Origin of the sequence: Microtetraspora malaysiensis (assembly GCF_050947145.1) — a bacterium.
GTDB lineage: Bacteria > Actinomycetota > Actinomycetes > Streptosporangiales > Streptosporangiaceae > Microtetraspora_A > Microtetraspora_A malaysiensis.
This window is the reverse complement of sequence record NZ_CP191998.1, coordinates 1,239,183-1,262,972: the sequence shown is the minus strand read 5'-3', so window position 1 is coordinate 1,262,972 and position 23,790 is coordinate 1,239,183. Positions and strand designations below refer to the sequence as shown.

Here is a 23,790-nt window from a genome sequence, read left to right as displayed (position 1 = left end):
AACGCCCCTGACCGCGAACCCGCTGGTCAGGGGCATTCAACATCCGAGTCGCTTTAGGGAAATCGAACCCCAGACCTACCCCCACGCGACCACGCTGACCTGCAGTCCGTCAGTGTCGGGGCGCTCACCGCGGATTGGTCGTGGGCCAGGATGCGACGACGAGTCTTACCGAGTTCTTGTAGGGGCCGCCGAACGCCTCATGCACGTACCACGTGTCGGGGACGCTTCCCGGTTGGAGAACATGCTCGCTGTAATCCCAGCCGTGTGGATCACGAGAGGAGGGCCCGGGAGGAGCCTTCTCCTCGTGGTACGACTCGATTGTGACGTGTCTCTGCCGCAGTATGCGCTTGACCTCGGCAACCGTCCGATTCGCCAGATCTACTTTCTCTAGAGCCTCACCGCGAGCGGTCGGATCGCCCGCGACTTCGTACCGTTCGCCGGGCCGGGCGGCTCGGCCAAAGACGATCGCGACAGGACCGCGCAGGTTGAGGGGAATGCTCACTCCGGCCTTGCACCACACGTTTCCGCAGTCGGTCCCCCCAATACTTTTAATCCAGTCGCTGCCGTACTGATCCTTTATTTCGAATCCACCCGGGCTGTAGATAATCATCTTTCCAGGAGAAGATAGCGAAACCATCGTGCCAACGAGACTTGGCGATGCGGGCTCCATCTGTAGGTCGACGTTCAGGCCGTGCGCAGCGAAATCCTCGCGGTAGCGCCGGGGGTCGGCGTCAGGATCCACGATCCGGACATCGATGTAGTCGCCGTTCCTGGCGAACGCCAGAGCTTTGGCCGGTCCCAAGACGAGAGGGCCTCCATCACTGGGTTGCATGATGATCGGCAGCACGACCGTCGCTGCCACCAGTACGGCGGTGACGGGAATCAGCGTGAGCAAGTGTCTGCGGAGCCAGCGCCGCTTTGCCATCTGAGGGGTCCGAGTGGTCTTGCCGATGATGTCGTCCAGAGCCGCAGACATCGCTACCGGGTCCGCGCGCACGTGACTGGCTGGATCATGTGCCTGGAGCAAGCTCTTGAGCTGCTTGAGATCGTTGGTCATATGACACTCCTCCCAAAGGACGGCTGCCGGTCAGTGATGGGTTGTGACTCCTCCACGAGCAGGTGCCGTAGTCGTCTGCGTATGCGGTGCAGGCGCATCGCGGCCGTCGACCTGGAACACCCCACGACCGCTGCGGCCTGACGGAGATCAAGTCCCTCCCAAGACATCAACAGCACCAACTCCCGATCTCCGTCGCTCAAGCTGTTCAGCGCGGCGAGCGCCGCTTGACGAGCAGCGAGGGTGGCAGCGTGGTCTTCTTCAGCGCCGTGGCGCGTCAAGTCCTTGTTCAGCGAATCGGCGATGGCGTCTCGCCGGTTGTCCCGTCTGATCAAGTTCAATGTGAGATTGCGGGCGGTCGCATACAGCCAGGGCAGCGGCTGATCCTGGGGGACCCTGTCGTACTTCTCCCATGCGACCTTGAACGTCTCGGCGGCTACATCCGCGGCATCGGCAGGACCGACTCGCCGCCACGTATACCGGAGAACCGCCTCGTAGTGCTCTTGGAACATGCTGGTGAAGTTGGCCTCATCACTCACACTCCGTCCCCTCCTCGCGTTCCGCTGCGATCTGCGCATCTACCTGGTAGATGTCGCGAAGCTCACGAACATCACCAGCCACCGCAAAACACTGACGATGCGGCGACTGCGGTCACATTTCTCCGCGGAATTGCGCGACGAGCTGGAGCCAGCCAGGCGACAAGCGGGTGCCGTGCCGGCGGCCGACCGGATCGAGCAGGCCACGCGGGAGGGTCGGCACGAGGGGAACAGGGTGAGATCGGCTTCGCCACCGCATCACCTCGGGCGAGTACGCCCCAGCGGCGACGTTGCCGCCAGAGGCGATCATGTCGACGGTGGTTTGGAGCACTTCCAATGAGCGACGAGACCAGAACACTGGCAAGCAGTGGTACTGATCCTCGATGGCGATCGAGTGACTTTGCGGGACTGGTCCGGGCCGCGAGCGACTTCGGGCCGTGCTCCACAATTACGCCGATCCACAAATGACGCTCGACATCAAAATGTTACGTTGAACCGGGCTCCAAGGCCTGGCAAATTGAACGCCCACTACTAAATCATGGCCAGCTATGGTGACCGCATGAGCCCGCCGCCGGGTCGCGGAGACTCGCGGCGCGAAGTTGCCACCGGCCGATTTTCGCGCCTGACCGAGCGTGCCCGATCGAGCACGCTTGTCGGAGGCGTGCATGGGCGCCCCGCCGTGCTCGTTGAAGTGATTGTTCTGCTGCTCGGGTTTCTGTTCTTCACGTACTTTCACGGCCTCGCCGGCAAGGACGCCGCGTCTGCCACCGCCAACGCTCTTGCCCTGCAGTCCGTCGAACGCGCCCTTCACTTGGACATCGAGCTGATGGCGAACGAGTGGCTCACCGAACATCCGGCCCTGATCCAGCCGGCGGTGTACTACTACCGCTTGTACTACGTCGTGCTTGTCGGTGTGCTGATATGGGTTTTCGTCTGGCACGCCGATATCTACATCAAGGTCCGCCGGACCCTTATCGCGATAATCGTCCTCGTTTTGCCGGTCTTCTGGGCGCTGCCCATGTCGCCCCCGCGGCTCGCCCTGCCGGGTGTCGTCGACATCATCGCTCAATACGACATCCTGGGGAGCCATCCCTCACCGGGGACCGGGAGCGGCCAGAATATCTACTCGGCCATGCCCAGTCTGCACGTGGGGTGGTCGGCGTGGTGCGCGTATGCCGTGTGGTCCGCCCTCCGGGCCTCTCACCCGCGATTGGCGCTGTTGTCGTGGGTGTTCCCGCTCGGCATGGTGGCAGACGTGCTCGTCACGGGAAACCATTACGTGCTCGACATTGTCGGGAGCGGCGTGTTGCTCGTCGCCTCCATCGCCGCAGCATCAGTGTGGGGCCGCCTCGTCGAACGCCGGCGCGGGGCGAGATCCCGCATTCGGACTTAAGGCTGCACGCTCAGTGGTCCTGAGCGCTAATTCGTCGGGGTCAGAGCCAAAATATGGGTCGTTGAGGTAGAGGCCATCATCCAGGCCATGAGCTGTACGCCGTCCAAAAATCCCGACCAGATTGGGCTCCATCCGAGCCCATAGCTGTACGCCGCTGCTGTACGGACGTCGAGAGGCCCCTTCCCGATCACGGAAAGGGGCCTCTGAGCTGGAGCCGCCTTGGGGAACCGAACCCCCAGACCTTCTGTTCACAAGGTCCCCAAACGATTCAGCATGGTGGCTCCCAAGTTGGGCTGCCTTCGCACCCCATCTCAGCACCACAAGGTCAGGCTCAGCCTTCGTACGAGGGTCACAAGCCGTCAGCCGAGAGCGTCGAGCAACTCGCGCTCGCGCTGGCCACTGAGGCCGGAGCGTCTTGCCCGGTCCAGACCCTGCTCACGTTCCCACAACAGCGTGTCGGTCAGCATTTCCGCCCGGGGCCGATGACGGAGCCCCACGGCGCGAGCCGCAGCCCCGCTCCGGGCTGAGAATCCTTCCCAGCCCGGCTCGACCAGCCACATCGGCAGCGACTCGGCCCCCATGTACTCGGCCACGCCGTTCGCGAGCAGCCACGCCGAGTCGGCGGTGACCACCGGACCGGTGTGCCCGCCGATAGCGCGGGACAGCTCGATCCACTCTGCGAACGGAACGACCGGACCGACAGCGTCGTATGTGCCGACGACCCCCGTCTCCGCGGCGTCGAGCAGCCAGGCCGCGAGGTCCCTCGCGTCGATTGCCTGTGTCGGCGTCGCCGGTGCGTCGGGTACCAGCATCGGCCCTTGCGGATCGCGTGCGGCACGGGCCACCCAATAGCCGGAGCGTCCGCTGTGATCACCCGGGCCACCGATGAGACCGGCGCGTGCGATGAGAAGGCGGTCGCCCACCGCGGCCGCCGACGCCTGCTCGCAGGCGACCTTCGCCTCGCCGTACAGCGCGCGGTCGACCTCGCCTTGATCGGCCGGAGCGAGCAGGGCCGTGGACTCGTCCGCGTCCGGCATGGCGTGGGAGGCGTAGGCACTGACGGATGAGACATAGGCCCAGTGCCTGGCCCTGCCACCCAGCGCGTCGAGCGCCCCGCGAACGAAGCCCGGCTGCCATGACACCTCAATGACCGCACCCCATTCGCGGTCGAGCAATGGTTCGTACGCCGAAGGATCGCGCCGGTCGGCGGCCACCAGCGTCGCCCCCTCCGCGACCGATCCGCTTTCGCCGCGAGCGAGGCACGTCACCCGATGACCACGTTCGATCGCCTGCCGTGACAGCTCTCGGCCCACCCACGCTGTACCGCCCAGAATCAAGATCTCCATCCCGACACCCAAGCACCGCGAACACCGAACACCCAGACGGATTCACTCAAAGCGGACCTGATGCGCTGACAGCGGACCCGATGTCGGCGATACACCTTGCCCTGATCGAAGTGGAGAGCGGCACTCGTCCGGACGAACAGACGGCCGGCGTTTCCACCGTGTCGTGGATCTCCGGGTCGGTGGCACCCGCGGTCCGCGCCGCATCAACCGCCTCCTGGGTTACGGCTCGGCCGCTTTGCTGCACGAGCGCCGCGATATCCAGCAAAGCCCGCATCTTTGGCGTCACATCCGCGGCATGCGGATTGGTGCAGGCCTGCTCGACCTGTGAAGCGCCGTCAGGAAGCTGCCTCGCAGCCATTACGCCGTGGATCGTGCCGCAGAAGTCGCATTTGTTGAGTCGCGACACGTAAGCGGCGATGAGCTCGCGGTCTCCACGCGACAGCGTGTTGTCGCCGGCGAGCAGCAGTTCGGTGAGTTCGTTGAGGGGACCGGCCGTCTCAGGCCGGTAGATCATGAGGCCGAGGATGCCAGGGGCATCGTGTTGAGGGAGATTTATGCCATTCTTCGGATGATCTACCTCGGACAGGCCGTGTCCACTCCCTGGCACGAATCTTCACCATTCGTTAATGGACACATGTCGGCGGCCCCATTTTCACGATCCTCGCCCGGCCGGCGCACAAGCTCTACCTCCCAGGGCGACCGCCCGGAAGTGACATGATCAACGACGCCTCGACCGAGCAAAGCTTGCGGTGGCCGGCGTCGCGCCCATCGCTGTACGCCGACGGGACGAGGCCGGGACGCCATGGCCGGCACCGCCTGCCTGTTCCCCGGAAACACTGACGCCGGTCGCACCTCCGGAGGAAGGGCAACAGTAATGACGCACGTCAAGTCGCGCCCTTTTTGTAGCCGGTTCCCGAACGCATGCTTGACATCGCATAGAGAGTCATGGAACAAAATCCAGAACAGAAAGGACTCTCCCCCCAATGCGAACTATTCGACACGCCGTACTGGCTGCCGTCGTCGCGCTCGTCGCCATGCTGTCCCTGGCGGTGCCGGCGTCTGCGGTCACCGGCGGTGAACCCGACGGTAACAAGCACCCCAACGTCGGCCTGATCCTCTTCTACCAGCCGGACGGCAGGTTCCGCTGTTCGGCCACCCTCATCTCGCCGACTCTGGTGCTCACCGCGGCCCACTGCACCCAGGGCACTCTCGGCAAGACGCTCGTGACCTTCACCTCGGTCATCGCCGAGCAGCCGCCCGCGCCGTTCCCCGCAGCGGCGGACCCGAGCAAGGGGTACACGGCCAAGGAGCTCGCCAATGCCGGCTACCTCTCCGGCACGGCCTACACCCACCCCGAGTACTCGGACTTCACGGACAAGAATAACTGGAACGACGTGGGCGTGATCGTCCTCGACAATCCGGTCTCGGGAATCACGCCAGCCAAGATCGCTCCCGCCCGTTACCTCGACCAGTACAAGCAGCCGCTGCTCAACAAGACGATCTTCACGTTCGTCGGGTACGGCACCGAGGTGCGCAAGCCGGACGGCGGCCCCCAGAAGCCGCAGCCGATGAGCTACCCGATGCTGCGCCGCTTCGCCGAATCTCAGGGGCAGAAGCTCACGGACCAGATCCTCCAGGCCAACGGCAACCCCAACGACACGCACGGCACCGGCGGCACCTGCTTCGGCGACTCGGGCGGCCCCGGGTTCCTCAACGGCTACGTCGTCACCGTGACCAGCTACGGCTACACGGACAACTGCCGTTACCTCGGCGGCTACCAGCGCGTCGAGATCCCCGGCGTGCAGAAGTGGCTCGCCACCTTCGCCTGACAACCGCACCGTCTGTAACCGTCTAGCACGGAAACGCCGGGTCCTCCCCATCTCCGCGAAGAGATGGGGAGGACCTTTTTCGCGATCACGGGAGCCGGTGCGCTGATCCGCTGGGCAGCGTGCCCTCCGGTGACGGCAGGCCTCTGTGGGACCGCTGGGCGACTGATCGACCCGGTCCGCGGCCATGATCCGCCTGCTGATCGTGCACCTGCGCGCCGAACTGGAAGGAGCTCTGGCCGAGGGCCGGACCGACCCGGCCGACACTGAGCAGTCGTGGCGGCGGCTGGGCGAGAACCTCGTCACGGCCGTCTGCGTGCTCAGCTCCGCACTTCACGAGAACTCGTGCCAGGAGGCGACCCCGCGGGCCGCGGGGTCGCCTCCTGGCGTCTGAGTGGGTGCGGGCGCTACACCTCTTCGGCCACTCCCAGGTACATCACATTCGGCTGCGCGGGGTTGAAGGCGATGGAGGTGACCCGGTCGTAGGAGTTGTGGTTGATGGTGACGCGGTTCTTACGGGATTCGTACTTGTAGATGTCGGTGCCGATCGACGACCATCCGGTCCCGAAGTCGAAGTAGAGGACGTCCGCGTCCTTCGGGTGCGGGGCGAGCAGCGGCCCGTTGGGAATCGTGACCGCCCGGTCCTGGTCCACGACGGGGGTGAAGTTCCTGCCTCCGTCGTCCGAGCGGTAGATGTGCCGGCCGCCGGACGGCACGCCGGCATCCAGCTCCGCCAGGTTGAGCCCCATCGCCCAGACGACGTTCCCGGCGGCCGGGGAGATCGCGGCACTGAACACGTTGACCTTGTCGCCGGGCTTGGTCATCCCTTCGGCTGAGGCCCACGTGCGGCCGCCGTCGAAGGTGACGCGGGCACCGGTGTCCGAGGCGCCCAGCACCACGTGGTCCAGGTCGTGCGAGTCGAACACCGCGGTGTAGGACATGCGGGTGTCGCTCGGCGACCAGGCCGGCACCCCGACGGGCTGCCACGTGCGCCCGCCGTCCTGCGACTCGTACAGCTGGCCTTCGAGGTCGGACACCCGCAGGCGGTCGCCGTTACTCCGGTCCACGCCGAGCCCGATCAGGTCGCCGGCCGGCGCGGTGAGCGGCGTGACGCCCTCGGGCGTGGTGAGCGCGAGGTTGCCGTCGCGGTCCCAGGCGTAGGCCCGGCCGCCCCGGGCCGCGACCAGCTCGATGTGCGAGCCGCTCACCTCGCCGGTCACCCTCCAGGTGCAGCCCGCGTCGTTCGAGGCCAACAACTGCTTGTTGGACATGGCCAGCAACTGGTTCGGACTGTCGAGCGCGACGAGACCCGTGGTGTAGACGATCGGCCGCACCGGCTTGCTGGTGGGCGCGATCTTCTTGCCGTCGTTCCACGCATACGTCACAGAACCATCACTGCCGACCGTCTGGCAGGTCGGCTGGCTCCAACCGAAGCCCTCGAAGCCGTCGCCGGAGGGCTTGTCCCTCGCTACGGCGGGCGTGGCAACCGACAGGACCGTCAGCGCGGTCGCGAGTCCGATGGTGAATGCCTTCTTCAACACTGCCTCCCCGACAGGTACGTCTTACGAGTCCGTTCCTATCGGTGAGTTCGACGTTCGGGCTAGGTTTGATGGCGGCAGATTTACGCCATTGCAGGTATCTGACACACTGGTCGATCATGAACGCGGACGACAACGCGCTCGCGGCGGTCGGGGTGGATGCCGAGGACGAGCAGATCTACCGCGACCTGCTGCGCCGGCCGCGCGCCACGCTGCCCGAGCTGGCCGCGCACACCGGCCGCACCACGGTGGCCCTGCGCCGGGCGTGCTCGCGGCTCGAGTCGCTCGGCCTGGTCAGCCGCATGGCGGGGCGCCCGGTCCGGTACGTGCCGACCAGGCCCGACGTGGCGGTGGCCGCCCTCATCTCCCGCCGCGAGGAGGGGCTGGCCCAGGCCAGGCTGGCCGCGCTCGCTCTGCTGGCCGAGACGCCGCGAACGGAGAACCTGGCCCCCGAGGAACTGGTCGAGGTCGTGCAGGGGCAGGCGGCCGTGGTGCAGCGGTTCACGCAGTTGCAGCAGACCGCGACCGAGGAGCTCCTAGTGCTCGACCGGCCACCGTACGCGCAGGACCCCTCACAGCAAAACGCCCCCGAGATGGAGCGTCTCGCGCACGGCCTCCTGGTGCGCGGTATCTACGACGCCTCGGCCCTGGAGATCCCCGGCAAGCTGCGCCTCGCTCAGGAGTCGGCAGCGGCCGGAGAGCAGGCCAGGGTCAGCCCCGATGTGCCCATGAAGCTGGCCATCGCCGACCGGAGGACCGCCATCCTGCCGCTGAGCGCCGACGCGTCCGCCCACGCGGACAGCGCGGTCATCGTGCACTCTTCGTCGCTGCTCGACGCGCTGGTCACCCTGTTCGAGGTCCTGTGGCGGTCGGCGTTGCCGCTGCCGATCTTCGACGCGCGGGCCCGCCCGGCGGACCTGCCGGATCCCGAGCTGTTCGTGTTGCTCGCGGCCGGGCTCAAGGACGAGGCGGTCGCGCGCCAGCTGGGGGTGAGCCTGCGCACCGTGCACCGGAGGGTCAGCGAGCTGATGGACCGGCTCGGCGCCCGCACCCGCTTCCAGGCCGGCCTGCTCGCGGCGCGGCGCGGCTGGTGGGACGCGGATTCCTGACCGCCGTGGCGTGACCGGGCCGCCCGGCGTGCGCCGTGCTCCGTTGCGGAGAGATCGGGGTTGACCACCGCGGCGGGCCGCCGAGTAGGGCACCGCACGCCACTCCCACCCGTCCCGGCATCCGTGCGCCCAACCGTGAGTAGTCCTGGCCTGCGGCGAAGCCAATGCGATGGAGATCATTTCCCCGAGATAGCGTCGATGGGGCGATGGCTGACGCGTTCTTGATCAGTGTGGAGGCCGCTGTGCGTATCCGTTGGCGGCCTCAGCAGCGCTGCACTCGCCTTCGCCCGGCATGACCTGGATGGGCGATGGGTGCCAGACCTCCACCTCGGGCGGCTTGACCCGGGCGAACAGGCAACTGCCCGGCCCCTCGCGCACCGCGACACCGATCACTCCGTTGATTTGCCGCACGTCTCCTCTGATGCGCGGGTCCAAGTCCAGACCCAGCACCACACGCTCGGCCGCAACCAAGTCAAGCTTTCTGGGCAGATGCTTCTTCAGCTGTTCGAACGCCGCGGCTGGTAGTCGAGGTGGGGGCCGGAAGGTGCCGGGCCGACCAGCGGGGCAGTCGACCTCATCGACATCAGCATCGGAGTAGGAGACCGTGATCTCAAAGCACATGACGACCTCAGGCGTGGGAGTACCTGCGACGAAGATGAGGTCTCGTACTTCCAGCCCTTACCGTGGACACGGATCAGGACTCGGCCGGGGTTGTCGAGGCTGAATTTAGTCCCAGAGACGTCAAATACCTCGACCCTCTTGTCGCGGGTCAGCGAATAGCCGACATCTTCCGGGACCCATGCGAGGTAACGGGTGAGTTTTTGGGCGACCTCGTCAGCCTGCTCTCGCGCGTTTATGACCGAGGGGTCCTGCGCGCAGGCGGTGAGAGCCAGCAAGGATGCCAGCATGAGCAGCGCAAGTCGGCGCACATGTCCCTGTCTACGTGGTGTGTGACTGCCCATCCGGGGTCATGTTCGAAATGTGACCCGTTCGGGACCATGAGGCCATCGAGATCCGTCCACCCGGCTGGGCTCCTCTACTTGGGGAGACAGAAGGCACTCGACCGGCTGAGCCAGAGCCTCGACGCAGCGAACTACAGCAACGTCCTCAGCTGCCACGGAGACTCGAAAAGCCCCCTGCGATGATCGCAAGGGGCTCTTCACTACAAGAGCCGCCTTGGGGAATCGAACCCCAGACCTTCTGTTTACAAGGAGTAATCGACTCGTCCACGAGCGTCCACATACGACACAGGGACCCGTTCAGGAGGGATGTCCTGCCTCCGGGATTCCATCCTCGTCCACAGGTGTCCAGTACCGTTGTTAGCACCGGCGTTAGCAAGATCAGCGGTCATCATGCACCCAACGGCGATCAGCCACGGTGTCCCGATGCCAAGTGGACCCGGACCGCAGGGCCGCCAGGCCCGAGGACCGGAAGCCGCGCGGCAGCCTGATTGGACACCCGCCTTAGGAGAGCGGTTGTCACCTCAGGGTGTCGATGCCCTCCACCTCGGCGTATGCCGTCGAGGGCTGTCGATCCCTCCTTGATCATTTCGCGTATGTGTCGCGCCCCGCTACCCGTGCTCGCGAAGGATCGCCGTGGCACGTTGCCGACCACGTGATCGGTGTTGTACTCGTGCTCGGGGTCAGGGCCCTGGTCGATCCAGATCGTACGGAGACCGGCGGCGCGTCCGCTGGCTATGTCGGCGGTGAGGCTGTCACCGATCGCTCATCCGCCCTCGGCGAGAGTCACGCCCCAGCGCTTGGCCGCTACAGAGCAAGGACCTCGGGGCAAAGAGCAATGCTTGAGATCTGTGGATCGGCCGGGAAGGGGTGTACCTTCCCGGTGATCGTTTGAGGTCTCTCACGCATGGCCGACGCGCCAACGTCGGCTGGGAAGGCACACCCGATGCTCACCGTAGTCCCTGACCCCGCCGGCGGCGACCGCCGTCCGGCTGATGGCCCCGTCTCCTCCTCGCTGATCGACGAGATCGTCCGCGAAGGCGCCCGCCGGATGCTCGCCGAAGCACTCAAAGCCGAGGTCGACGCCTACATCGCCGCCTTCGCCGACCAGCGCGACGAGGCCGGGCACCGTCTGGTCGTGCGCAACGGCTACCACCAGCCGCGGGAAGTGCTCACCGCAGCCGGCGCGATCGAGGTCCAAGCGCCACGCGTCAACGACAAACGCACCGATGAGGTCACCGGCGAACGCAAGCGATTCTCCTCCGCGATCCTGCCGCCCTGGGCACGCAAGACACCGAAGGTCACCGAGGTGCTGCCGCTGCTCTACCTGCACGGCCTGTCCAGCGGGGACTTCGTCCCGGCGCTGGGGCAGTTCCTCGGCTCGTCCGCCGGGCTATCGGCACCGGTGATCACCCGGTTGACCGAGCAGTGGAAGGCCGAGCAGCGCGCCTTCGCCGCCCGCGACCTATCCGAAGTGGACTACGTCTACCTGTGGGCCGACGGCATCCACGTCAACGTCCGTCTGGAAGAGCAGCGGCTGTGCCTGCTCGTGATGATCGGCGTGCGCGCCGACGGCCGAAAAGAGCTGATCGCGCTATCGGACGGCTACCGCGAGTCGACCGAATCCTGGGCCGATCTACTGCGTGACTGCAAGCGTCGGGGAATGCGCGCCCCGGTCCTAGCAGTCGGGGACGGCGCGCTCGGGTTCTGGGCTGCGCTGGGTGAGGTGTTCCCGCAGGCCAGGGCTCAGCGCTGCTGGTTCCACAAGATCGCCAACGTGCTCGCGGCTCTACCGAAATCCGCTCAGCCAGGGGCGAAGAAGGCCTTGGCGGAGATCTGGAACGCCGAGGACAAGGACCACGCCCACGCGGCGGTGAAGGAGTTCCAGGCCGCCTACGGCGCCAAGTACGGCAAGGCCGTGGCCAAGGTCGTCGACGACCTGGACGAGTTGCTGGCGTTCTACGACTTCCCCGCAGAGCACTGGGTGCATCTGCGCACGACCAACCCGATTGAGTCGACGTTCGCCACGGTCCGGCACCGCACCAAGGTCACCAAAGGCCCTGGGTCCCGGGCGGCTGGGCTGGCCATGGCGTTCAAGCTGATCGAGTCGGCCCAGGCCCGCTGGCGCGCGGTCAACGCTCCCCACCTCGTCGCCCTGGTACGTGCCGGGGCGACCTTCATCAACGGCAGGCTCGTCGAACGTCCCGACGATCAGCCCTCACCGGCAGCTGCTTAGAAACTCGTGATCCACAGGTCTTGACGATTGCTCCGGGGCAAATCTAGGAGTCTCGCGTCATGAGGTCGTATGTCCGTGCGCCGACTCCTGAGCAAGGAACTCCCCGAGGGTATCCATGAGGTAACAACTCGCCTCAGACCGACCCGATACGCCCGTCCGGTCTCGTTCGACGACATGCCCACGCTTCTGGCGGGAGATCGAATGGCTCTGCCAGCAGACGAGAGCCCGTGACAATTGCGAAACAGTGCCCCAAGGGCACATACCTCAGGAGTTTTCAATCCTCTGCATGAGATATGCAATCAATTCCTGAGTGAACCGCTCTCGCTTAAGTCGGTCCCGAGTCGGAAATCTACCTTCCGCAACAGCCATGACGCTTTCCGCAGCGCTACGGAACAAGTCGACTTGATCGGGTTGCTTCAAAGCGCTAATGAGCGTTTCGCTTTGAGTCTCACATTTCCGCGCGTTCAGGGCAGCCGATGGTCCATTGAGCACCTGATACTTATAGGCCATGAGAATGTGATAGCGAGCGGGCTTATAGACAGGATCCAGCCCCGCCCTAAAAGCGTTCTCTATACGGTACGCAGCGTAGGCGCTTGCAACGTACGGGAGGAGCTTATGCTCTTCTTGGAAGATGGATTTCCCTACCTCGGCATACAAGCGAGCAGGGTAGCGAGCAGCTGCATGCGGGCTATCGAGGAACACGGCCGAGATTGCCCGCATCTGATCACTAATCGTGACTACCCGCCTCTTTGTCACCGCCGCACTATAGAACTGCCCGCTGCGACGCTCATAAGTCAGATTCACTTCTGGAGTATCCAGAGTGTAGAAATCTTCCAGTTTCTTTTGGAACTTAGTCAGTGCAACTAAGTCGTTTTCATGGACTTCCGTCTGGGAGTTGGTTGCCCTAATAATGCGCGTGGCGACATCTTCATCCCCCGTGATGACCAGTCGGATCGGAACATATACCGATACAATTTGGTCGCCCAACATATCCCGAGACAAGTACAAACAGTGACTAGTCTGACACCCGTTGACTATCTGGAATCCAGATATTGCCACCGCATCGCCAGGCTTCGGCGAATAAGAGGATGCGACGACCGTAACACCGTTATTTAATACCGGCAGCAGGTCACGTTCATGGGTGGAAAGGGTACTGAGAATCTGTCGATTGACCGGGTTGTCCTCACCCTTGAAGCCTCGAACGTTGTCGTAGAAAACACGCTCATCCAGAGCTCCATCCGTACCCTGCACCAGCTTTAGGAGTTCGGATACCGAGACAACTCCCAATATAGCTTGATCCACGCCCGGCATCTTGGGGAGATTAACTTGCTTCTCGAGCTGGATCTCTACCTCGTTCGCGTGATTCTTCTTGGACCACGCCTCATGGAGCTCGTCTGCCCCGTAAACGTTAACAAAAACTCTTCCAAGAAATCCAAGATTTGCTATCTGCCCTTCAACCGAGGCGGCCCGATCCCGCACCACGGGATCCTCTACAGAACCCTTTGACGCAGTTGTAACGAACGATAGATAGACCGTCGGAGGATGCCGGAGGCTTGTGGCGAAGTCCTCGAACACAAGCGCAAAGGCGCTCGCGAGCTCTTCGAGGCGAGGGTAATTAGAGAACCCGCCCTCATTACAGAGGAACTTCTTTGCCGTATCACCAAAACCGAGAATGTCGACGCTCGATATAGAAGCCGACTGCTTCGCTTGAATTAGATACAGCGAAACGTCAATCTGTGAGGCCTGCCCACATATCTCTCTGACATCATCAGTATCACGGGCTAGCTGGCCATTAATTTCTAGCGCTATAATATCGATTCCTATACTGCCTGCGTCTAGCAGGAAATCCGTCTTCTCCGACTGCGACATCAGCTCATCGGGGAGAATCAAAGTAGCGCTAAACAACTCAAAGGCATCCGCCTCCTCCAATGCCGAGAGCTCTTCAGTTTCTCGAAACTTCTTAAACAGGCCCTTGATGAGTGGATTCATTAGAATTCCCGTAGAGTTGTTGTATCGGCAGCGCACATGCTTAGCTGATCATATCGCTACGAAACGCTCCTGTCCCAGTCTTCCGCTAAGAAAGCATGGCGTAGCTTTCTACGCCATGCGTCCAATCGGCTGGGACGCCTCCCGCAAGGTTCCGAAGTGCTGCGCCGCAAAGGGCGGCAAGTGCTGCGAGTCCCGCCTGTCCGCGCGCATGATTCAGTCAGTGCATGCCGTACTGCGGAACGCTCTTGAGCGCGCCGCCCGAGAAGAGAGCACCCCGCGCAACGCGGCCAAGCTCGTCAAGGTGCCCGTCCCGAAGTACAAGGTCAACCGCGGCCTCACGGTCCCTCAGGCTCGCGCGACGCTCAAGGCGGTTGCCGAGGATCGGACGTACGCGCTCTACGTCCTGCGCTGTGCCTCGGCCTCCGGCGTGGGGAACTGCTCGGCCTCCGTTGGGAAGCCGTCGACCTCGACAGCGAGAAGCTCGAAGTCGTCCAAACTCTCCAGCGGGTAGCGGGCCGCCTCCAGTTTGTCCGGACCAAGACCGAGGACTCGGCGCGAACGGTCCCACTCCACTTGATCTGCGTTGAGGCGCTCCGTGAGCACCGGCGCCGGCAGTTCGCGGAGCGCTCGGACCCGGTGGCCCGACTGGGAGGATCACGGCCTCGTCTTCCCCTCCCTGGCGGTACTCCGATAGAGCCGGACAACCTCCGCGGAGCTGGGGAGCGATTCCCAAGGCTGCCGGACTCGGAGAGATGCGTTTTCACGACCTGCGCCACATGTGTGTGACGCTCCTACTCAACCTCGGCGTCCCGCCCCAGGTCGTGCGCGCCATCGTCGGCCACAGCGACATCGACGTCACGATGACGATCTACGCTCACGCCTCGCTCGACGACAAGCGGAGCGCTCTTGGCACGCTTGGAGCTACCTTGAGCTAAACCACCGCCGCACCGAGTGAGACACCTCGACCGTCAAAACCGGTCGAGGTGTTGTTTTATCTGGAGCACAATCGCCGTATGGATATCAACCAAGATATTGATCATTTAGAGGGGCTTATGCCTACCGCATGGCCCTCATCAGACGCGGATCTTCTCGCGGAAGATGATGACTGGTGGTTCGTGGCCTGCATCGATTGGCAGCAAGGACAGTGGCATGGGTATGTCGAGGGCTTCCGCCAAGCGGCACACCTGATCGTCAACCAGATCCACTCCACCGCTCACGGTCAAGATACCCTCATCTTCCCGTTCCTGACGTCTTGGCGTCACTACGCAGAGATCCAGCTCAAATCTCTCATCACCTATTTACACACCTACCTCGAGCAGCCATCTGAGAGTCTCAAGAAGACGCACCGTATCGACGAGTTGTGGCGTACGACCCGCGCGCTCCTCGAAGAGGCGGGCTGCGCTGACGACTCAGACGAGTTGGATCACGTGCAGCGGGTTCTCCGCCAACTGCATGCACTCGACCCAACGGCTCAACACTTCCGCTACCCAGTCACCGTCAACGGAGCACCGACGTTGGCCGGAGTGAGGCGCATCCATATGCGCCGCTTCCATGAGGCCATGGAAGGCGTCGCTTGCTTCCTCGATGCGGCAGAGACGGGCATCTCTTCAATGTTGGATCTCAGGAGCGAGCACGAGGCCGAGATGGCGCGGGAAGCCGACTGGTAGTTGCTCCGTAGCGTGCGGCTCGTTGCTGTCAGCGTTGCTGTCACTGGAGATCAAAAAGCCCTGGGCCATGATCGGCTCGGGGCGTTCTTACTGTTCAACGAGGGGCCTGCCTTTCCTACGCAGACGGCCACAAGCGTCGCCCCGGTCAGGCTGCCGCGCGCCGCCTGGGCGGCCCGCAGTGCGTCGGCGACCAGCTCGGTGCGCATGTGATCGGCGATCGACCAGCCCGCCAAGCGGCGCGAGTGCAGGTCCAGCACGGTCGCCAGATAGAGGAACCCACCGTCGGCCAGCGGCAGGTAGGTGATGTCGCCGACATAACGCCGGCCGGGCGCGGGCGCGGTGAAGTCACGCTGGAGCAGGTCGGGCACCTTCTGGTGCGACGGCTCGCTGACTTTGGTGCGCACCTTCCTGCGCAGCCACAGCCCGGTGATGCCGAAGACACGCATCACCCGTGTCACCCGCTTGCGGTTGACCCGCCGCCCCTGGGCACGCAGTTCGGCGGTGACGCGCGGGCTGCCGTAGGTGCCGTCGAACTCATCGTGGATCCGCTTGATCTCCTCCGCCAGCGCTGCGGACCGCTGGCGCCGCAAAGAGGCATACGGCTGGTGGAACCGTCTCCTCAGCGGGCGAGCGCGGTGATGCCGACTTGACATCAAAACCGTCCATTTGTATTCCAAGATCGATTCCCGCGTGATAGATCACGAATGTGCCTACCGTTGAGCGTGAAGACGTTGAGGACCTTCTGAAGCGCCTTGCTGGCCGTAACTCCCTCCGCAGCGAGGCAACAATCCAGGCCGACGTGCGCCAGATCCTTCTCACCGGAGGGCTGAACCTCGCCGAAAATGACCTAGAGGTCAACCTCGAAGCCCAGGTGGGCAACCGGCGGAGAATCGATGTCGAGGTCGGATACACGGTCATCGAAGTTAAGAAGAATCTGAGCGAGACCGTCGTCCGCGAAGCGGAGGTCCAACTCGGCGACTACGTTGCCACGCGCACTCGCGAGACCGGACAGAGATACGTCGGCATCCTCACTGATGGAGCCGAATGGCGGGCCTACCAGCTTGAGAACGACATCCTGGTCGAGGCGACACGCTACACGCTCAAGACCGGACGTCCAGACCTGCAAGCGCTGCTCAGATGGTTAGAAGGCGTACTCGCAACGCGCCGGAACGTGCCACCGACCCCCAGCGAGATTCACGACCGGCTCGGTGCCGAAAGCGCCTCCTACAGCTTGGATCGGGCGAACCTGGCGGCTCTGTACGAAGCGCATGGCCAGCTCCCCACCGTCCAGCTCAAGCGGCAACTGTGGTCGCAGCTTCTCCGCAGCGCTCTGGGTACTCAATTCAGCGACGACGAGCTGTTCCTCGAGCACACTTTGCTGGTCAACAGCGCCGAGATCATCGCCCATCTCGTTCTCGGCCTGGACGTCACCGACATGCAGCCCGCCACACTACTCGCCGGCCAGCGCTTCGCCCTGGCTCAGATCTACGGAGTGGTCGAAGAGGACTTCTTCGACTGGGTCCTGGAGGTACCCGGAGGTGAGTCCTTCATCCGCACCCTCGCGCGGCGGCTGGCCCGGTTCGACTGGGCGAACGTCGAGCACGACGTGCTCAAGGTCCTCTACGAATCGATCATTGGGAGCGAGACCCGCAAGCGTCTCGGGGAGTATTACACCCCCGACTGGCTCGCCGACCAGGTAGTCGCCGAGGTCGTTACCAACCCACTCAACCAGCGAGTACTGGATCCAGCATGTGGCTCCGGAACGTTCCTCTTCCACGCCGTCCGCCGCCACCTGGCAGCCGCCGAAGAGGCCGGGATCCCGCTCGCCACCGCACTGTCTGGACTCACCAGTCACGTCCTGGGCATCGACTTGCACCCCGTGGCCGTCGCACTTGCCAGGGTCACATACCTACTGGCCATCGGCCGCCACCGTCTCATCGATCAGCGTCGCGGCCCCATTACTGTCCCGATTTACCTCGGAGACAGCGTCCAATGGACTCAGCGGGTAGACCTCTTCAGCCAAGACCACCTGCTCATCTCTACAGGCATCGGCAGCCAGCTGTACGAGGACGAACTACGCTTCCCAGACCACCTTCTCGCCGATGCAGGCCGGTTCGACCGACTCATCTCCGAGATGGCGACCCTGGCTGGCAAGAACCGCGCGAAGGGCGCCGTCCCATCGCTGAACGCCCTGTTCAAGCGTCTCGCCATCGCCGAGGCTGACCAGCCCGCGGTCAAAGAGAGCTTCCAGGTGCTATGCCGCCTGCAGGACGAGGACCGGGACCACATCTGGAGCTACTACATCCGTAACCTCGTACGGCCCGTCTGGCTAGGCCGGGCGGAAAACCGCGTGGACGTCCTCGTGGGCAACCCTCCGTGGCTCTCATACCGGTACATGCCCACAGACATGCAAGAAACCTTCCGCGAGATGTCCGAAGCACGGGACTTGTGGCACGGCAGGACCGTTGCGACACACCAGGACTTGTCAGGGCTCTTCGTCGCCCGCGCCGTTCAGCAGTACCTCAAGGTCGGCGGATCATTCGCCTTCGTCCTACCCAACGCCGTCCTAGACCGTGGATACTTCGCAGGCTTCCGCTCAGGCAAGTACTCGGACGGTTCGGAAGAGGTGGCTGCGGCGTTCTCCGGATCATGGGACCTACGCCGTATCCGGCCGCACTTCTTCCCCCGCGGAGGATCCGTGGTATTCGGCGAGAGAACGCAAAGCAATCCACACGCCCTGCCCACTGAAACCGTACGCTGGACAGGAAATCTTCCACGTGGCGCCCACTCCTGGGAAGCTGTCAAACAATACCTCAAGCGCGAACCGGCCACACTCGTCATCAGCAACACCGAGACCGAGGGACCGTCACCTTACGGCAGCCGCTTCAGCGCTGGCGCTACGATCTTCCCGAAAGTCCTGTTCTTCGTCCAGCCGCAACCGGCAGATCCTCTGGGATACGGTGCCGGGCGTCGCGCCGTCAGATCAAAACGCAGCAGCACCGAGAAAGCACAGTGGAAAAAACTCCCTGACGTGACAGGGGTCGTGGAGAGCGAGTTCGTACGACCTGTACTACTTGGTGAGAGCATTCTTCCCTACCAGGTTCTGCCTCCACAAGAAGCCGTACTTCCTATTGAAGGCAACCAGCTGCTAGACACTCAAGACCCGAGACTCGATCTCTACCCCGGCCTAGCAGAGTGGTGGCGATTCGTCGATAGTCAGTGGGAATGCCACCGATCTAGCGACCGCCTAACGCTTCGGGAGCGAATCGACTTTCGCAGGGGTCTGACAGGGCAACTTCCGCCCCCACCGCTGCGTGTGGTCTATGGAGCCTCCGGCATGCATGTCGTTGCCGCTCTAGTGGACAACGAATCCGCCGTTTGCGAGCACAAGCTCTACTGGGCCACAGTGACCAGCTACGACGAAGGCCTCTATCTGTGTGCCATTCTCAACTGCCCAGCGCTCACGCAGCTCGTTAGGCCGCTGATGTCATACGGAAAAGACGAACGGGACATCGACAAGCACATCTGGAAGCTCCCCATTCCGCTTTACGACCCGAGCAATGAGGTGCATGCACGCCTCGCCACACTCGGAAGACTGGAAGCCACACTCGTGGAAGCTCTTGAACTTGACGAGAACAAGGGCTTCGTCAAACTCCGACAGGTCGTTCGGAAGGCGCTCGCGGAGGGACACTACGCCAAGGAGGTTGACGAGTTGGTGGTCGGACTCCTAGACCAATAACCCACCGCTTGAACGCCCGCGCCTCCGGCTTCCGTGAGCGGAGGATCAGGGAGTAGAGGCCAGATTTCGAGATCTCCGACATGGAGCGCTGGCCTCTCTCCACAGTGTGGAGAGAGCGTTCGTCGTCATCGAACAGTGATAGTGACGAGCGCGATCACCAGTTCGCCGATCTCGTCGGCGGCGCGGCTGCGGTCGATCTCACCGAGGACGTCGGCGAGGAGGGAGGCCACGGTGGGGGTGACAGTCGAAGAAGGTCCAGCCGCCCTCGCCAGTCTTGGCGTAGACGCGGACGCCTGCGTTGTCGTCGTCGTCGAAGACAGGGACGAGGCGCAGGTGCGTGCCGGTGGCGGTGCGCCAGCTGGCGGCCACGCCGACCTCTCCGGGCTGCATGCCGATCTGGTCGAGGATGATGCTCACGCAGCTTCTTTAATGATCTTATGTGATAAGAGACATTGACACATGAAATTAGCGATCTTGTTCGCGCGGCCGGAAACGCTATTCCCGGCCCTACACTCCGGCGAGAATAAGGCCCATGTCTGAACTCTTGCCTGTTATTGCCAGCGTGGTCATCCCTGCGCTCATGCGGAAATCGCGCTCCGGCGAGGTCATACGCAATGCTGTACCCGAGCTAGTGGCCCGTCACCGAATCTTGGACGGGTAATTGATCTCCGGTGGTGAACCCGTCAGGCTGGCTACCTCTTCAACGTTGGGAGGTGGTCGTGGCTCGCCGACCGGAAGTGTTCGTCCGGCCGTTAACCATGGAGGAAGGCCGCAAGCTGCAGCGGATCACGCGGAGCGCGAAGGATCCGGTCAAGCTGCGGCGGGCGATCGTGGTGATGATGTCCGGCCAAGGCCAAAGCGTCCCGGACATCACCTCGTTGATGCAGGTCAGCGACGACTACGTGCGGGATGTCATCCACGCCTTCAACGAGAAGGGGTTCGACGCACTGGACCCAAAATGGAGCGGGGGCCGTCCGCGAGCGATCAGTAGCCAGGTGCGTGAACACATCTGCCTGATCGCCAAGACGGTCCCCGCCGAATGGGGCATCACCGGACACTCCACCTGGAGCCTGCGCACCCTGGCCGAGCACCTCATCACTCGCGGGGTGGTGGCGGCGATCAGCCGCGAGCACCTGCGGCGAATCCTCCGTAAAGGCGGGGTGAGCTGGCAGACCACCACGACGTGGAAGTCCTCCACCGACCCGCACTTCATCGCCAAGATGCAGCGCGTCCTGGACCTCTACGATCACCCGCCCGCCGATGGGCGGGTGATCTGCGTCGATGAGTTCGGGCCGTTGAACCTGATGCCTCGAAAGGGCAAGCGGTGGCGGCCGGCGGGTTCACCGGCCCGGCTGCGTGCCACCTACAACCGCTACAACGGCGTCATGCACATGATCGCCGCGCTCGACCTGGCCACCGGCAAGCTGTACTACCGGATCCGCAAGCGCAAGCGCTGGCGCGAATACCTGTCGTTCCTCAAGACGTTGCGGGCCCGCTGGCCTGGCGAGAAGCTGTATGTGATCGCCGACAACTACTCGCCGCACAAGCATCCCCAGGTCCGCACCTGGGCTGCTGACAACGATGTTGAGCTGGTGTTCCTGCCGACCTACGGCTCCTGGTTGAACTGGATCGAATCAGAGTTCGCCGCGCTGCGCTACTACGCGCTGAACGGCACCGACCACCGCACCCATGACGAGCAGAACGCGGCGATCGGCGCTTACGTGCGCTGGCGCAACGCCCGAGCCGAGCCCAAGACCAACTTCGCTGCCAGCTCACCGATCAGAAGCTGGACGAGTTACCCGGCCAAGGTTGCGTGACGGGCCACTAGCGATGAGCGACGAGCAGGCCAACAAGATCGCCCGAGCCGCCGCCGCCGAAACCGAAGCCGCCGCCCTCGCCGAGCGTCCTCGCCAGCGCCGCCGCGAATGGATGCTCCTCCTTGTGGGTCTCATCGCCGGTGCCCTCGTCTCAATCCCGATCGGCATCTGGGTCAACAGCATCAGCTAAGCCGAACACCAAGAAGGCGCCCTGATCGTTTCTCCCGCCCGCAAACCCGGCCCCGCCCCCTAATCACTCGGCCGGGTTGCGCCCGTCAGGCGGGCCGCACAGAGGACCTCGACCTGGTTACCGGACGGCCAAGGTCGCAGAGACGGTCCTCCAGCTCGGAGGCCGGATCGTCATGGACACTCCGAAGTCCAAGGCCGGGCACCGGGTGGTGTCCCTGGACGCGGAGACTGTGACGCTGCTCAAGGCGCACCACAACGCCCAGCGGCGTGAGCGGTTCGCAGCGGGCGACACCACGGGCTGGTGTTCCCTCGCTCTGACGGCCAGCGGCTTCCTCCGGATCGAGTGACCGAGCGGTTCAAGCAGCTCGCCCCTTGCGACTTTTCCCGGTCTCTGTGCGGACCAGCTGCATCGCCCTGGTCGTCGTACTCGATCCGGTGGCGTTCGCCCGTCTGTGGCGTCGCATCTCGGCGTTCCTGGAGCGCGCGGGCGGCGACGGCCGGGACCGGCCGAAGAGCCGCATGCCCGGCCGGCTGGCCGACCGGCGCGCGTGCGGGCCGCCGCAGGCGGGCCGCTTTAATAACGAGAAGAAAAGTTGCTTTCGATCATGGGCCGATCGGCTCAGATCCTGCTCTCGGCTGGTTCCGCGGTTGCCCAGACACGTTCGAGGCTGGTGAGGTAGACCGCTGCGGTGCCCTCTTGGTCGGTAGCTCGTACCTGGATGACCGGGGCCTGTGCGGCCGGGGTCCCGTAGGCGTGGATGTTGACGAGAAGGCTGTCGTCGACGCGATAGATCGAGTTGTAGAGGACGGTCCGGTGTAGCCGGGTCTCGATGCCCTCGACGTCCTGGAGCTGCCGGTAGAGAGCAAGGGCGTTCCTGATCCTGGCGGCCATGACGTCGGGGCCGATGCCCTCGTCTTGTCCTCGGGCGGCTACTTCTGGACTGTCTGGATCGCCGAGAAGGATGCGGACCTGGACGCCTGCGCGGGCTCGCTCGCCCAACAAGCGGACCATGCCCGCGTCCTCGGCGAGGAACAGGCCGCTGTAGGTCAGGATGTCGATCCTCTCCGCGGCTTCTTGGAAGAGACGACGCCAGACAGATTGCGGGACAGCCCAGCGGTGTGGATAGACCGCTCGCACGTCGTCGGAGATCGGCCGACCTGTCGCGACCTCGGGCCACAGCTCGGCCTCGTCGATCTGGAGAAGGTCAGCGACGGCCCAGCGGTGGCGTGGGTAGGGGATGCGGCCTTTCAGCCAGCGGTTCACGGTCTTGGGGTCGACCGCGAGAGCCGCGGCGACGTCGACGGCCTGGAGCCTGGCAGCGGCGAGGGCGCGGCGAAGGTTCTCACTCACGGGGGCGTACCTCCTGAGAGATCGGCTCTGCGTGCGACGCTAACACGAGACGTCCCTAGACGTCCCATAGTCGTGGTGTAGAGATTCCGGACCGTGACGGAAGCTCGTCGGCACAGGAAGCGGCCACAACCGCCCATTTCCGAGCCGAGGGAGCGTCACCCATGGTGAACGTGATCAAGATTCAGCAGCGCGCCTATCAGCAACAGCTGTTGGAGGAGCTGCGCGACGAACTCAAGCGGAGGGGCATCGTCACGGTCCTGCTCGTCGACCAGAGAGGGTGCCCCGCGCTGGACGTGCCGGACAGCCGATTCCGTCCCCGCCGCGTCTACGTCCACCTGGCGTTCCTGTGGTTCTACTGGGGCGACCAGGGCGATGAGCGGGTGTCGTGCCTGCGCCTGGTGCCGGCGGCCGACCGGATCGAGCAGGCCTCACGGGATGGCTGGCACGAGGGGGAACAGGGCGAGATCGGCTTCGACCTAGACAAGGCCATCGGTGCGCACTCCTGATCAGCCCGCAAAGCCGCTGACCGGCTGGCGCATCTACGCCCAGATCGCCGAACGGCTTCGCCACCGCATCACCTCCGGCGAGTACGACTCAGGGTCGACGCTGCCGTCAGAGGCGGTCCTGTCGGCAGAGTTCTACGTGGCGCGGAACACGGTCCGTCGGGCGCTGACGGCCCTGGAGGAGAGCGGGTTGATCCTCACGGTCCCGTCCAAGGGGCGGATCGTACTGCCCGCCGCTCAGGAGGCCGAGGTCTCGTATCGCTATCAGGAGATCGCGAAGAGCTTGCGCGGCCGGATCGAGCGGGGCGAGCTCGGGCCGGGCGACGCCCTTCCCAGTGAGGCCGAACTTCGCTGGCTGTTCTCCGCGGCCCGCAGCACTGTACGGCAGGCGTTCGCGGAGCTGGAGAGCGAGGGACTGATCGTGTCCCGGCACGGCAAGGGCAGGTTCGTACGCGACGGGACCAAGACGCCCTGCGCGAAGCCTTAGTGAGAAGCCGCCCCTCAGACAACGGTCGGTTCACATGCGTGAGACGTCCTA

24 protein-coding genes and 1 pseudogene are annotated in these 23,790 nt (G+C 64.0%); 14 read left to right on the top strand and 11 right to left on the bottom strand.

What is annotated here, in order from left to right; translation table 11 throughout:
• Positions 1–124: 124 nt before the first annotated feature.
• Together ACQP1V_RS06395 and ACQP1V_RS06390 are read right to left on the bottom strand one after the other, a co-directional pair.
• On the bottom strand, positions 125–1,057 hold the full coding sequence (locus tag ACQP1V_RS06395) for a hypothetical protein (protein WP_433419808.1): 933 nt from the start codon (positions 1,055–1,057) through the stop codon (positions 125–127).
• Positions 1,054–1,593, bottom strand: a complete 540-nt coding sequence (locus ACQP1V_RS06390; protein ID WP_433419805.1) for an RNA polymerase sigma factor — start codon at positions 1,591–1,593, stop codon at positions 1,054–1,056. The genes ACQP1V_RS06395 and ACQP1V_RS06390 overlap by 4 nt, the downstream gene beginning before the upstream one ends.
• Positions 1,594–2,149: 556 nt before the next feature.
• Here ACQP1V_RS06390 and ACQP1V_RS06385 point away from each other — a divergent pair.
• A complete protein-coding gene (locus tag ACQP1V_RS06385) occupies positions 2,150–2,983 on the top strand; it encodes a phosphatase PAP2 family protein (protein ID WP_433419802.1) in 834 nt (277 codons plus the stop codon).
• A gap of 359 nt (positions 2,984–3,342) precedes the next feature.
• Here ACQP1V_RS06385 and ACQP1V_RS06380 read toward each other — a convergent pair whose 3' ends face one another.
• Together ACQP1V_RS06380 and ACQP1V_RS06375 are read right to left on the bottom strand one after the other, a co-directional pair.
• Positions 3,343–4,329 (bottom strand): NAD-dependent epimerase/dehydratase family protein, encoded by a 987-nt coding sequence (locus tag ACQP1V_RS06380; RefSeq protein ID WP_433419799.1) that lies wholly within the window; start codon positions 4,327–4,329, stop codon positions 3,343–3,345.
• Positions 4,330–4,375: 46 nt separating this feature from the next.
• A complete protein-coding gene (locus ACQP1V_RS06375; RefSeq protein ID WP_433419796.1) occupies positions 4,376–4,843 on the bottom strand; it encodes a carboxymuconolactone decarboxylase family protein in 468 nt (155 codons plus the stop codon).
• Between the two features lie 469 nt (positions 4,844–5,312).
• Here ACQP1V_RS06375 and ACQP1V_RS06370 point away from each other — a divergent pair, with 469 nt between their 5' ends.
• A complete protein-coding gene (locus ACQP1V_RS06370) occupies positions 5,313–6,158 on the top strand; it encodes a trypsin-like serine protease (RefSeq protein WP_387407981.1) in 846 nt (281 codons plus the stop codon).
• A 184-nt stretch (positions 6,159–6,342) separates the two neighbouring features.
• On the top strand, positions 6,343–6,549 hold the full coding sequence (locus ACQP1V_RS06365) for a hypothetical protein (RefSeq protein WP_433419793.1): 207 nt from the start codon (positions 6,343–6,345) through the stop codon (positions 6,547–6,549).
• A gap of 13 nt (positions 6,550–6,562) precedes the next feature.
• On the opposite strand, the gene ACQP1V_RS06360 is transcribed toward ACQP1V_RS06365, so the two are convergent.
• Entirely contained in the window at positions 6,563–7,693 is a 1,131-nt protein-coding gene (locus ACQP1V_RS06360; protein WP_433419791.1) for a WD40/YVTN/BNR-like repeat-containing protein, read from the bottom strand.
• 119 nt (positions 7,694–7,812) lie between these two features.
• On the opposite strand from ACQP1V_RS06360, the gene ACQP1V_RS06355 reads away from it, so the two are divergent.
• Positions 7,813–8,802, top strand: a complete 990-nt coding sequence (locus ACQP1V_RS06355; protein WP_433419788.1) for a helix-turn-helix transcriptional regulator — start codon at positions 7,813–7,815, stop codon at positions 8,800–8,802.
• Between the two features lie 225 nt (positions 8,803–9,027).
• Here ACQP1V_RS06355 and ACQP1V_RS06350 read toward each other — a convergent pair whose 3' ends face one another.
• Both ACQP1V_RS06350 and ACQP1V_RS06345 read right to left on the bottom strand, forming a co-directional pair.
• Entirely contained in the window at positions 9,028–9,423 is a 396-nt protein-coding gene (locus ACQP1V_RS06350; protein ID WP_433419785.1) for a hypothetical protein, read from the bottom strand.
• Between the two features lie 747 nt (positions 9,424–10,170).
• Entirely contained in the window at positions 10,171–10,524 is a 354-nt protein-coding gene (locus ACQP1V_RS06345; protein WP_433425768.1) for an HAD hydrolase-like protein, read from the bottom strand.
• 183 nt (positions 10,525–10,707) lie between these two features.
• On the opposite strand from ACQP1V_RS06345, the gene ACQP1V_RS06340 reads away from it, so the two are divergent.
• A complete protein-coding gene (locus ACQP1V_RS06340; protein ID WP_433412960.1) occupies positions 10,708–11,997 on the top strand; it encodes an IS256 family transposase in 1,290 nt (429 codons plus the stop codon).
• A gap of 264 nt (positions 11,998–12,261) precedes the next feature.
• Here ACQP1V_RS06340 and ACQP1V_RS06335 read toward each other — a convergent pair whose 3' ends face one another.
• Positions 12,262–13,986, bottom strand: coding sequence for an AIPR family protein (locus ACQP1V_RS06335; protein ID WP_433419783.1), 1,725 nt, complete (start codon positions 13,984–13,986; stop codon positions 12,262–12,264).
• A 220-nt stretch (positions 13,987–14,206) separates the two neighbouring features.
• Here ACQP1V_RS06335 and ACQP1V_RS06330 point away from each other — a divergent pair, with 220 nt between their 5' ends.
• The 3 genes from ACQP1V_RS06330 (at position 14,207) to ACQP1V_RS06320 (ending at position 15,653) form a co-directional block, all read left to right on the top strand.
• Entirely contained in the window at positions 14,207–14,497 is a 291-nt protein-coding gene (locus ACQP1V_RS06330; protein ID WP_433419780.1) for a hypothetical protein, read from the top strand.
• A 241-nt stretch (positions 14,498–14,738) separates the two neighbouring features.
• The gene (locus ACQP1V_RS06325; protein WP_433419778.1) at positions 14,739–14,921 is read left to right on the top strand and encodes a tyrosine-type recombinase/integrase; all 183 of its coding nucleotides are present in this window, start codon (positions 14,739–14,741) and stop codon (positions 14,919–14,921) included.
• A gap of 78 nt (positions 14,922–14,999) precedes the next feature.
• Positions 15,000–15,653 carry a hypothetical protein gene (locus ACQP1V_RS06320; protein WP_433419774.1) on the top strand — a complete coding sequence of 218 codons (654 nt, stop codon included), beginning with the start codon at positions 15,000–15,002 and terminating at the stop codon, positions 15,651–15,653.
• 149 nt (positions 15,654–15,802) lie between these two features.
• Here ACQP1V_RS06320 and ACQP1V_RS06315 read toward each other — a convergent pair.
• Positions 15,803–16,222 (bottom strand): annotated as a pseudogene (locus ACQP1V_RS06315) (IS3 family transposase); the annotation flags it as partial.
• 137 nt (positions 16,223–16,359) lie between these two features.
• Between ACQP1V_RS06315 and ACQP1V_RS06310 the strand changes: the two are divergent.
• The gene (locus ACQP1V_RS06310) at positions 16,360–19,392 is read left to right on the top strand and encodes an N-6 DNA methylase (protein WP_433419771.1); all 3,033 of its coding nucleotides are present in this window, start codon (positions 16,360–16,362) and stop codon (positions 19,390–19,392) included.
• A 198-nt stretch (positions 19,393–19,590) separates the two neighbouring features.
• Here ACQP1V_RS06310 and ACQP1V_RS06305 read toward each other — a convergent pair whose 3' ends face one another.
• Entirely contained in the window at positions 19,591–19,809 is a 219-nt protein-coding gene (locus tag ACQP1V_RS06305; protein WP_433419768.1) for a hypothetical protein, read from the bottom strand.
• Between the two features lie 302 nt (positions 19,810–20,111).
• Here ACQP1V_RS06305 and ACQP1V_RS06300 point away from each other — a divergent pair, with 302 nt between their 5' ends.
• From ACQP1V_RS06300 to ACQP1V_RS06290, 3 genes are all read left to right on the top strand, one after another.
• Entirely contained in the window at positions 20,112–21,209 is a 1,098-nt protein-coding gene (locus ACQP1V_RS06300) for an IS630 family transposase (protein ID WP_433415704.1), read from the top strand.
• Positions 21,210–21,222: 13 nt separating this feature from the next.
• Positions 21,223–21,399, top strand: coding sequence for a hypothetical protein (locus tag ACQP1V_RS06295; RefSeq protein WP_433419766.1), 177 nt, complete (start codon positions 21,223–21,225; stop codon positions 21,397–21,399).
• 172 nt (positions 21,400–21,571) lie between these two features.
• Positions 21,572–21,745: a hypothetical protein gene (locus ACQP1V_RS06290; protein ID WP_433419763.1), complete on the top strand. Its 174-nt coding sequence runs from the start codon at positions 21,572–21,574 to the stop codon at positions 21,743–21,745.
• Positions 21,746–22,017: 272 nt separating this feature from the next.
• On the opposite strand, the gene ACQP1V_RS06285 is transcribed toward ACQP1V_RS06290, so the two are convergent.
• The gene (locus ACQP1V_RS06285) at positions 22,018–22,749 is read right to left on the bottom strand and encodes an XRE family transcriptional regulator (RefSeq protein ID WP_433419760.1); all 732 of its coding nucleotides are present in this window, start codon (positions 22,747–22,749) and stop codon (positions 22,018–22,020) included.
• A 161-nt stretch (positions 22,750–22,910) separates the two neighbouring features.
• Between ACQP1V_RS06285 and ACQP1V_RS06280 the strand changes: the two genes are divergently transcribed.
• Both ACQP1V_RS06280 and ACQP1V_RS06275 read left to right on the top strand, forming a co-directional pair.
• Positions 22,911–23,255, top strand: coding sequence for a hypothetical protein (locus ACQP1V_RS06280; protein ID WP_433419757.1), 345 nt, complete (start codon positions 22,911–22,913; stop codon positions 23,253–23,255).
• Positions 23,242–23,739, top strand: coding sequence for a GntR family transcriptional regulator (locus ACQP1V_RS06275; protein ID WP_433419754.1), 498 nt, complete (start codon positions 23,242–23,244; stop codon positions 23,737–23,739). Before ACQP1V_RS06280 ends, ACQP1V_RS06275 begins: the two co-directional genes overlap by 14 nt.
• The last annotated feature ends 51 nt before the right edge of the window (positions 23,740–23,790 follow it).

Coding starts and splice junctions, on each gene's coding strand:
- ACQP1V_RS06325 (WP_433419778.1), top strand. CDS start 14,739: ATGCGTTTTCACGACCTGCGCCACATGTGTGTGACGCTCCTACTCAAC.
- ACQP1V_RS06350 (WP_433419785.1), bottom strand. CDS start 9,423: ATGTGCTTTGAGATCACGGTCTCCTACTCCGATGCTGATGTCGATGAG.
- ACQP1V_RS06375 (WP_433419796.1), bottom strand. CDS start 4,843: ATGATCTACCGGCCTGAGACGGCCGGTCCCCTCAACGAACTCACCGAA.
- ACQP1V_RS06395 (WP_433419808.1), bottom strand. CDS start 1,057: ATGACCAACGATCTCAAGCAGCTCAAGAGCTTGCTCCAGGCACATGAT.
- ACQP1V_RS06380 (WP_433419799.1), bottom strand. CDS start 4,329: ATGGAGATCTTGATTCTGGGCGGTACAGCGTGGGTGGGCCGAGAGCTG.
- ACQP1V_RS06280 (WP_433419757.1), top strand. CDS start 22,911: ATGGTGAACGTGATCAAGATTCAGCAGCGCGCCTATCAGCAACAGCTG.
- ACQP1V_RS06290 (WP_433419763.1), top strand. CDS start 21,572: ATGGACACTCCGAAGTCCAAGGCCGGGCACCGGGTGGTGTCCCTGGAC.
- ACQP1V_RS06320 (WP_433419774.1), top strand. CDS start 15,000: ATGGATATCAACCAAGATATTGATCATTTAGAGGGGCTTATGCCTACC.
- ACQP1V_RS06355 (WP_433419788.1), top strand. CDS start 7,813: ATGAACGCGGACGACAACGCGCTCGCGGCGGTCGGGGTGGATGCCGAG.
- ACQP1V_RS06295 (WP_433419766.1), top strand. CDS start 21,223: ATGAGCGACGAGCAGGCCAACAAGATCGCCCGAGCCGCCGCCGCCGAA.
- ACQP1V_RS06335 (WP_433419783.1), bottom strand. CDS start 13,986: ATGAATCCACTCATCAAGGGCCTGTTTAAGAAGTTTCGAGAAACTGAA.
- ACQP1V_RS06365 (WP_433419793.1), top strand. CDS start 6,343: ATGATCCGCCTGCTGATCGTGCACCTGCGCGCCGAACTGGAAGGAGCT.
- ACQP1V_RS06340 (WP_433412960.1), top strand. CDS start 10,708: ATGCTCACCGTAGTCCCTGACCCCGCCGGCGGCGACCGCCGTCCGGCT.
- ACQP1V_RS06385 (WP_433419802.1), top strand. CDS start 2,150: ATGAGCCCGCCGCCGGGTCGCGGAGACTCGCGGCGCGAAGTTGCCACC.
- ACQP1V_RS06370 (WP_387407981.1), top strand. CDS start 5,313: ATGCGAACTATTCGACACGCCGTACTGGCTGCCGTCGTCGCGCTCGTC.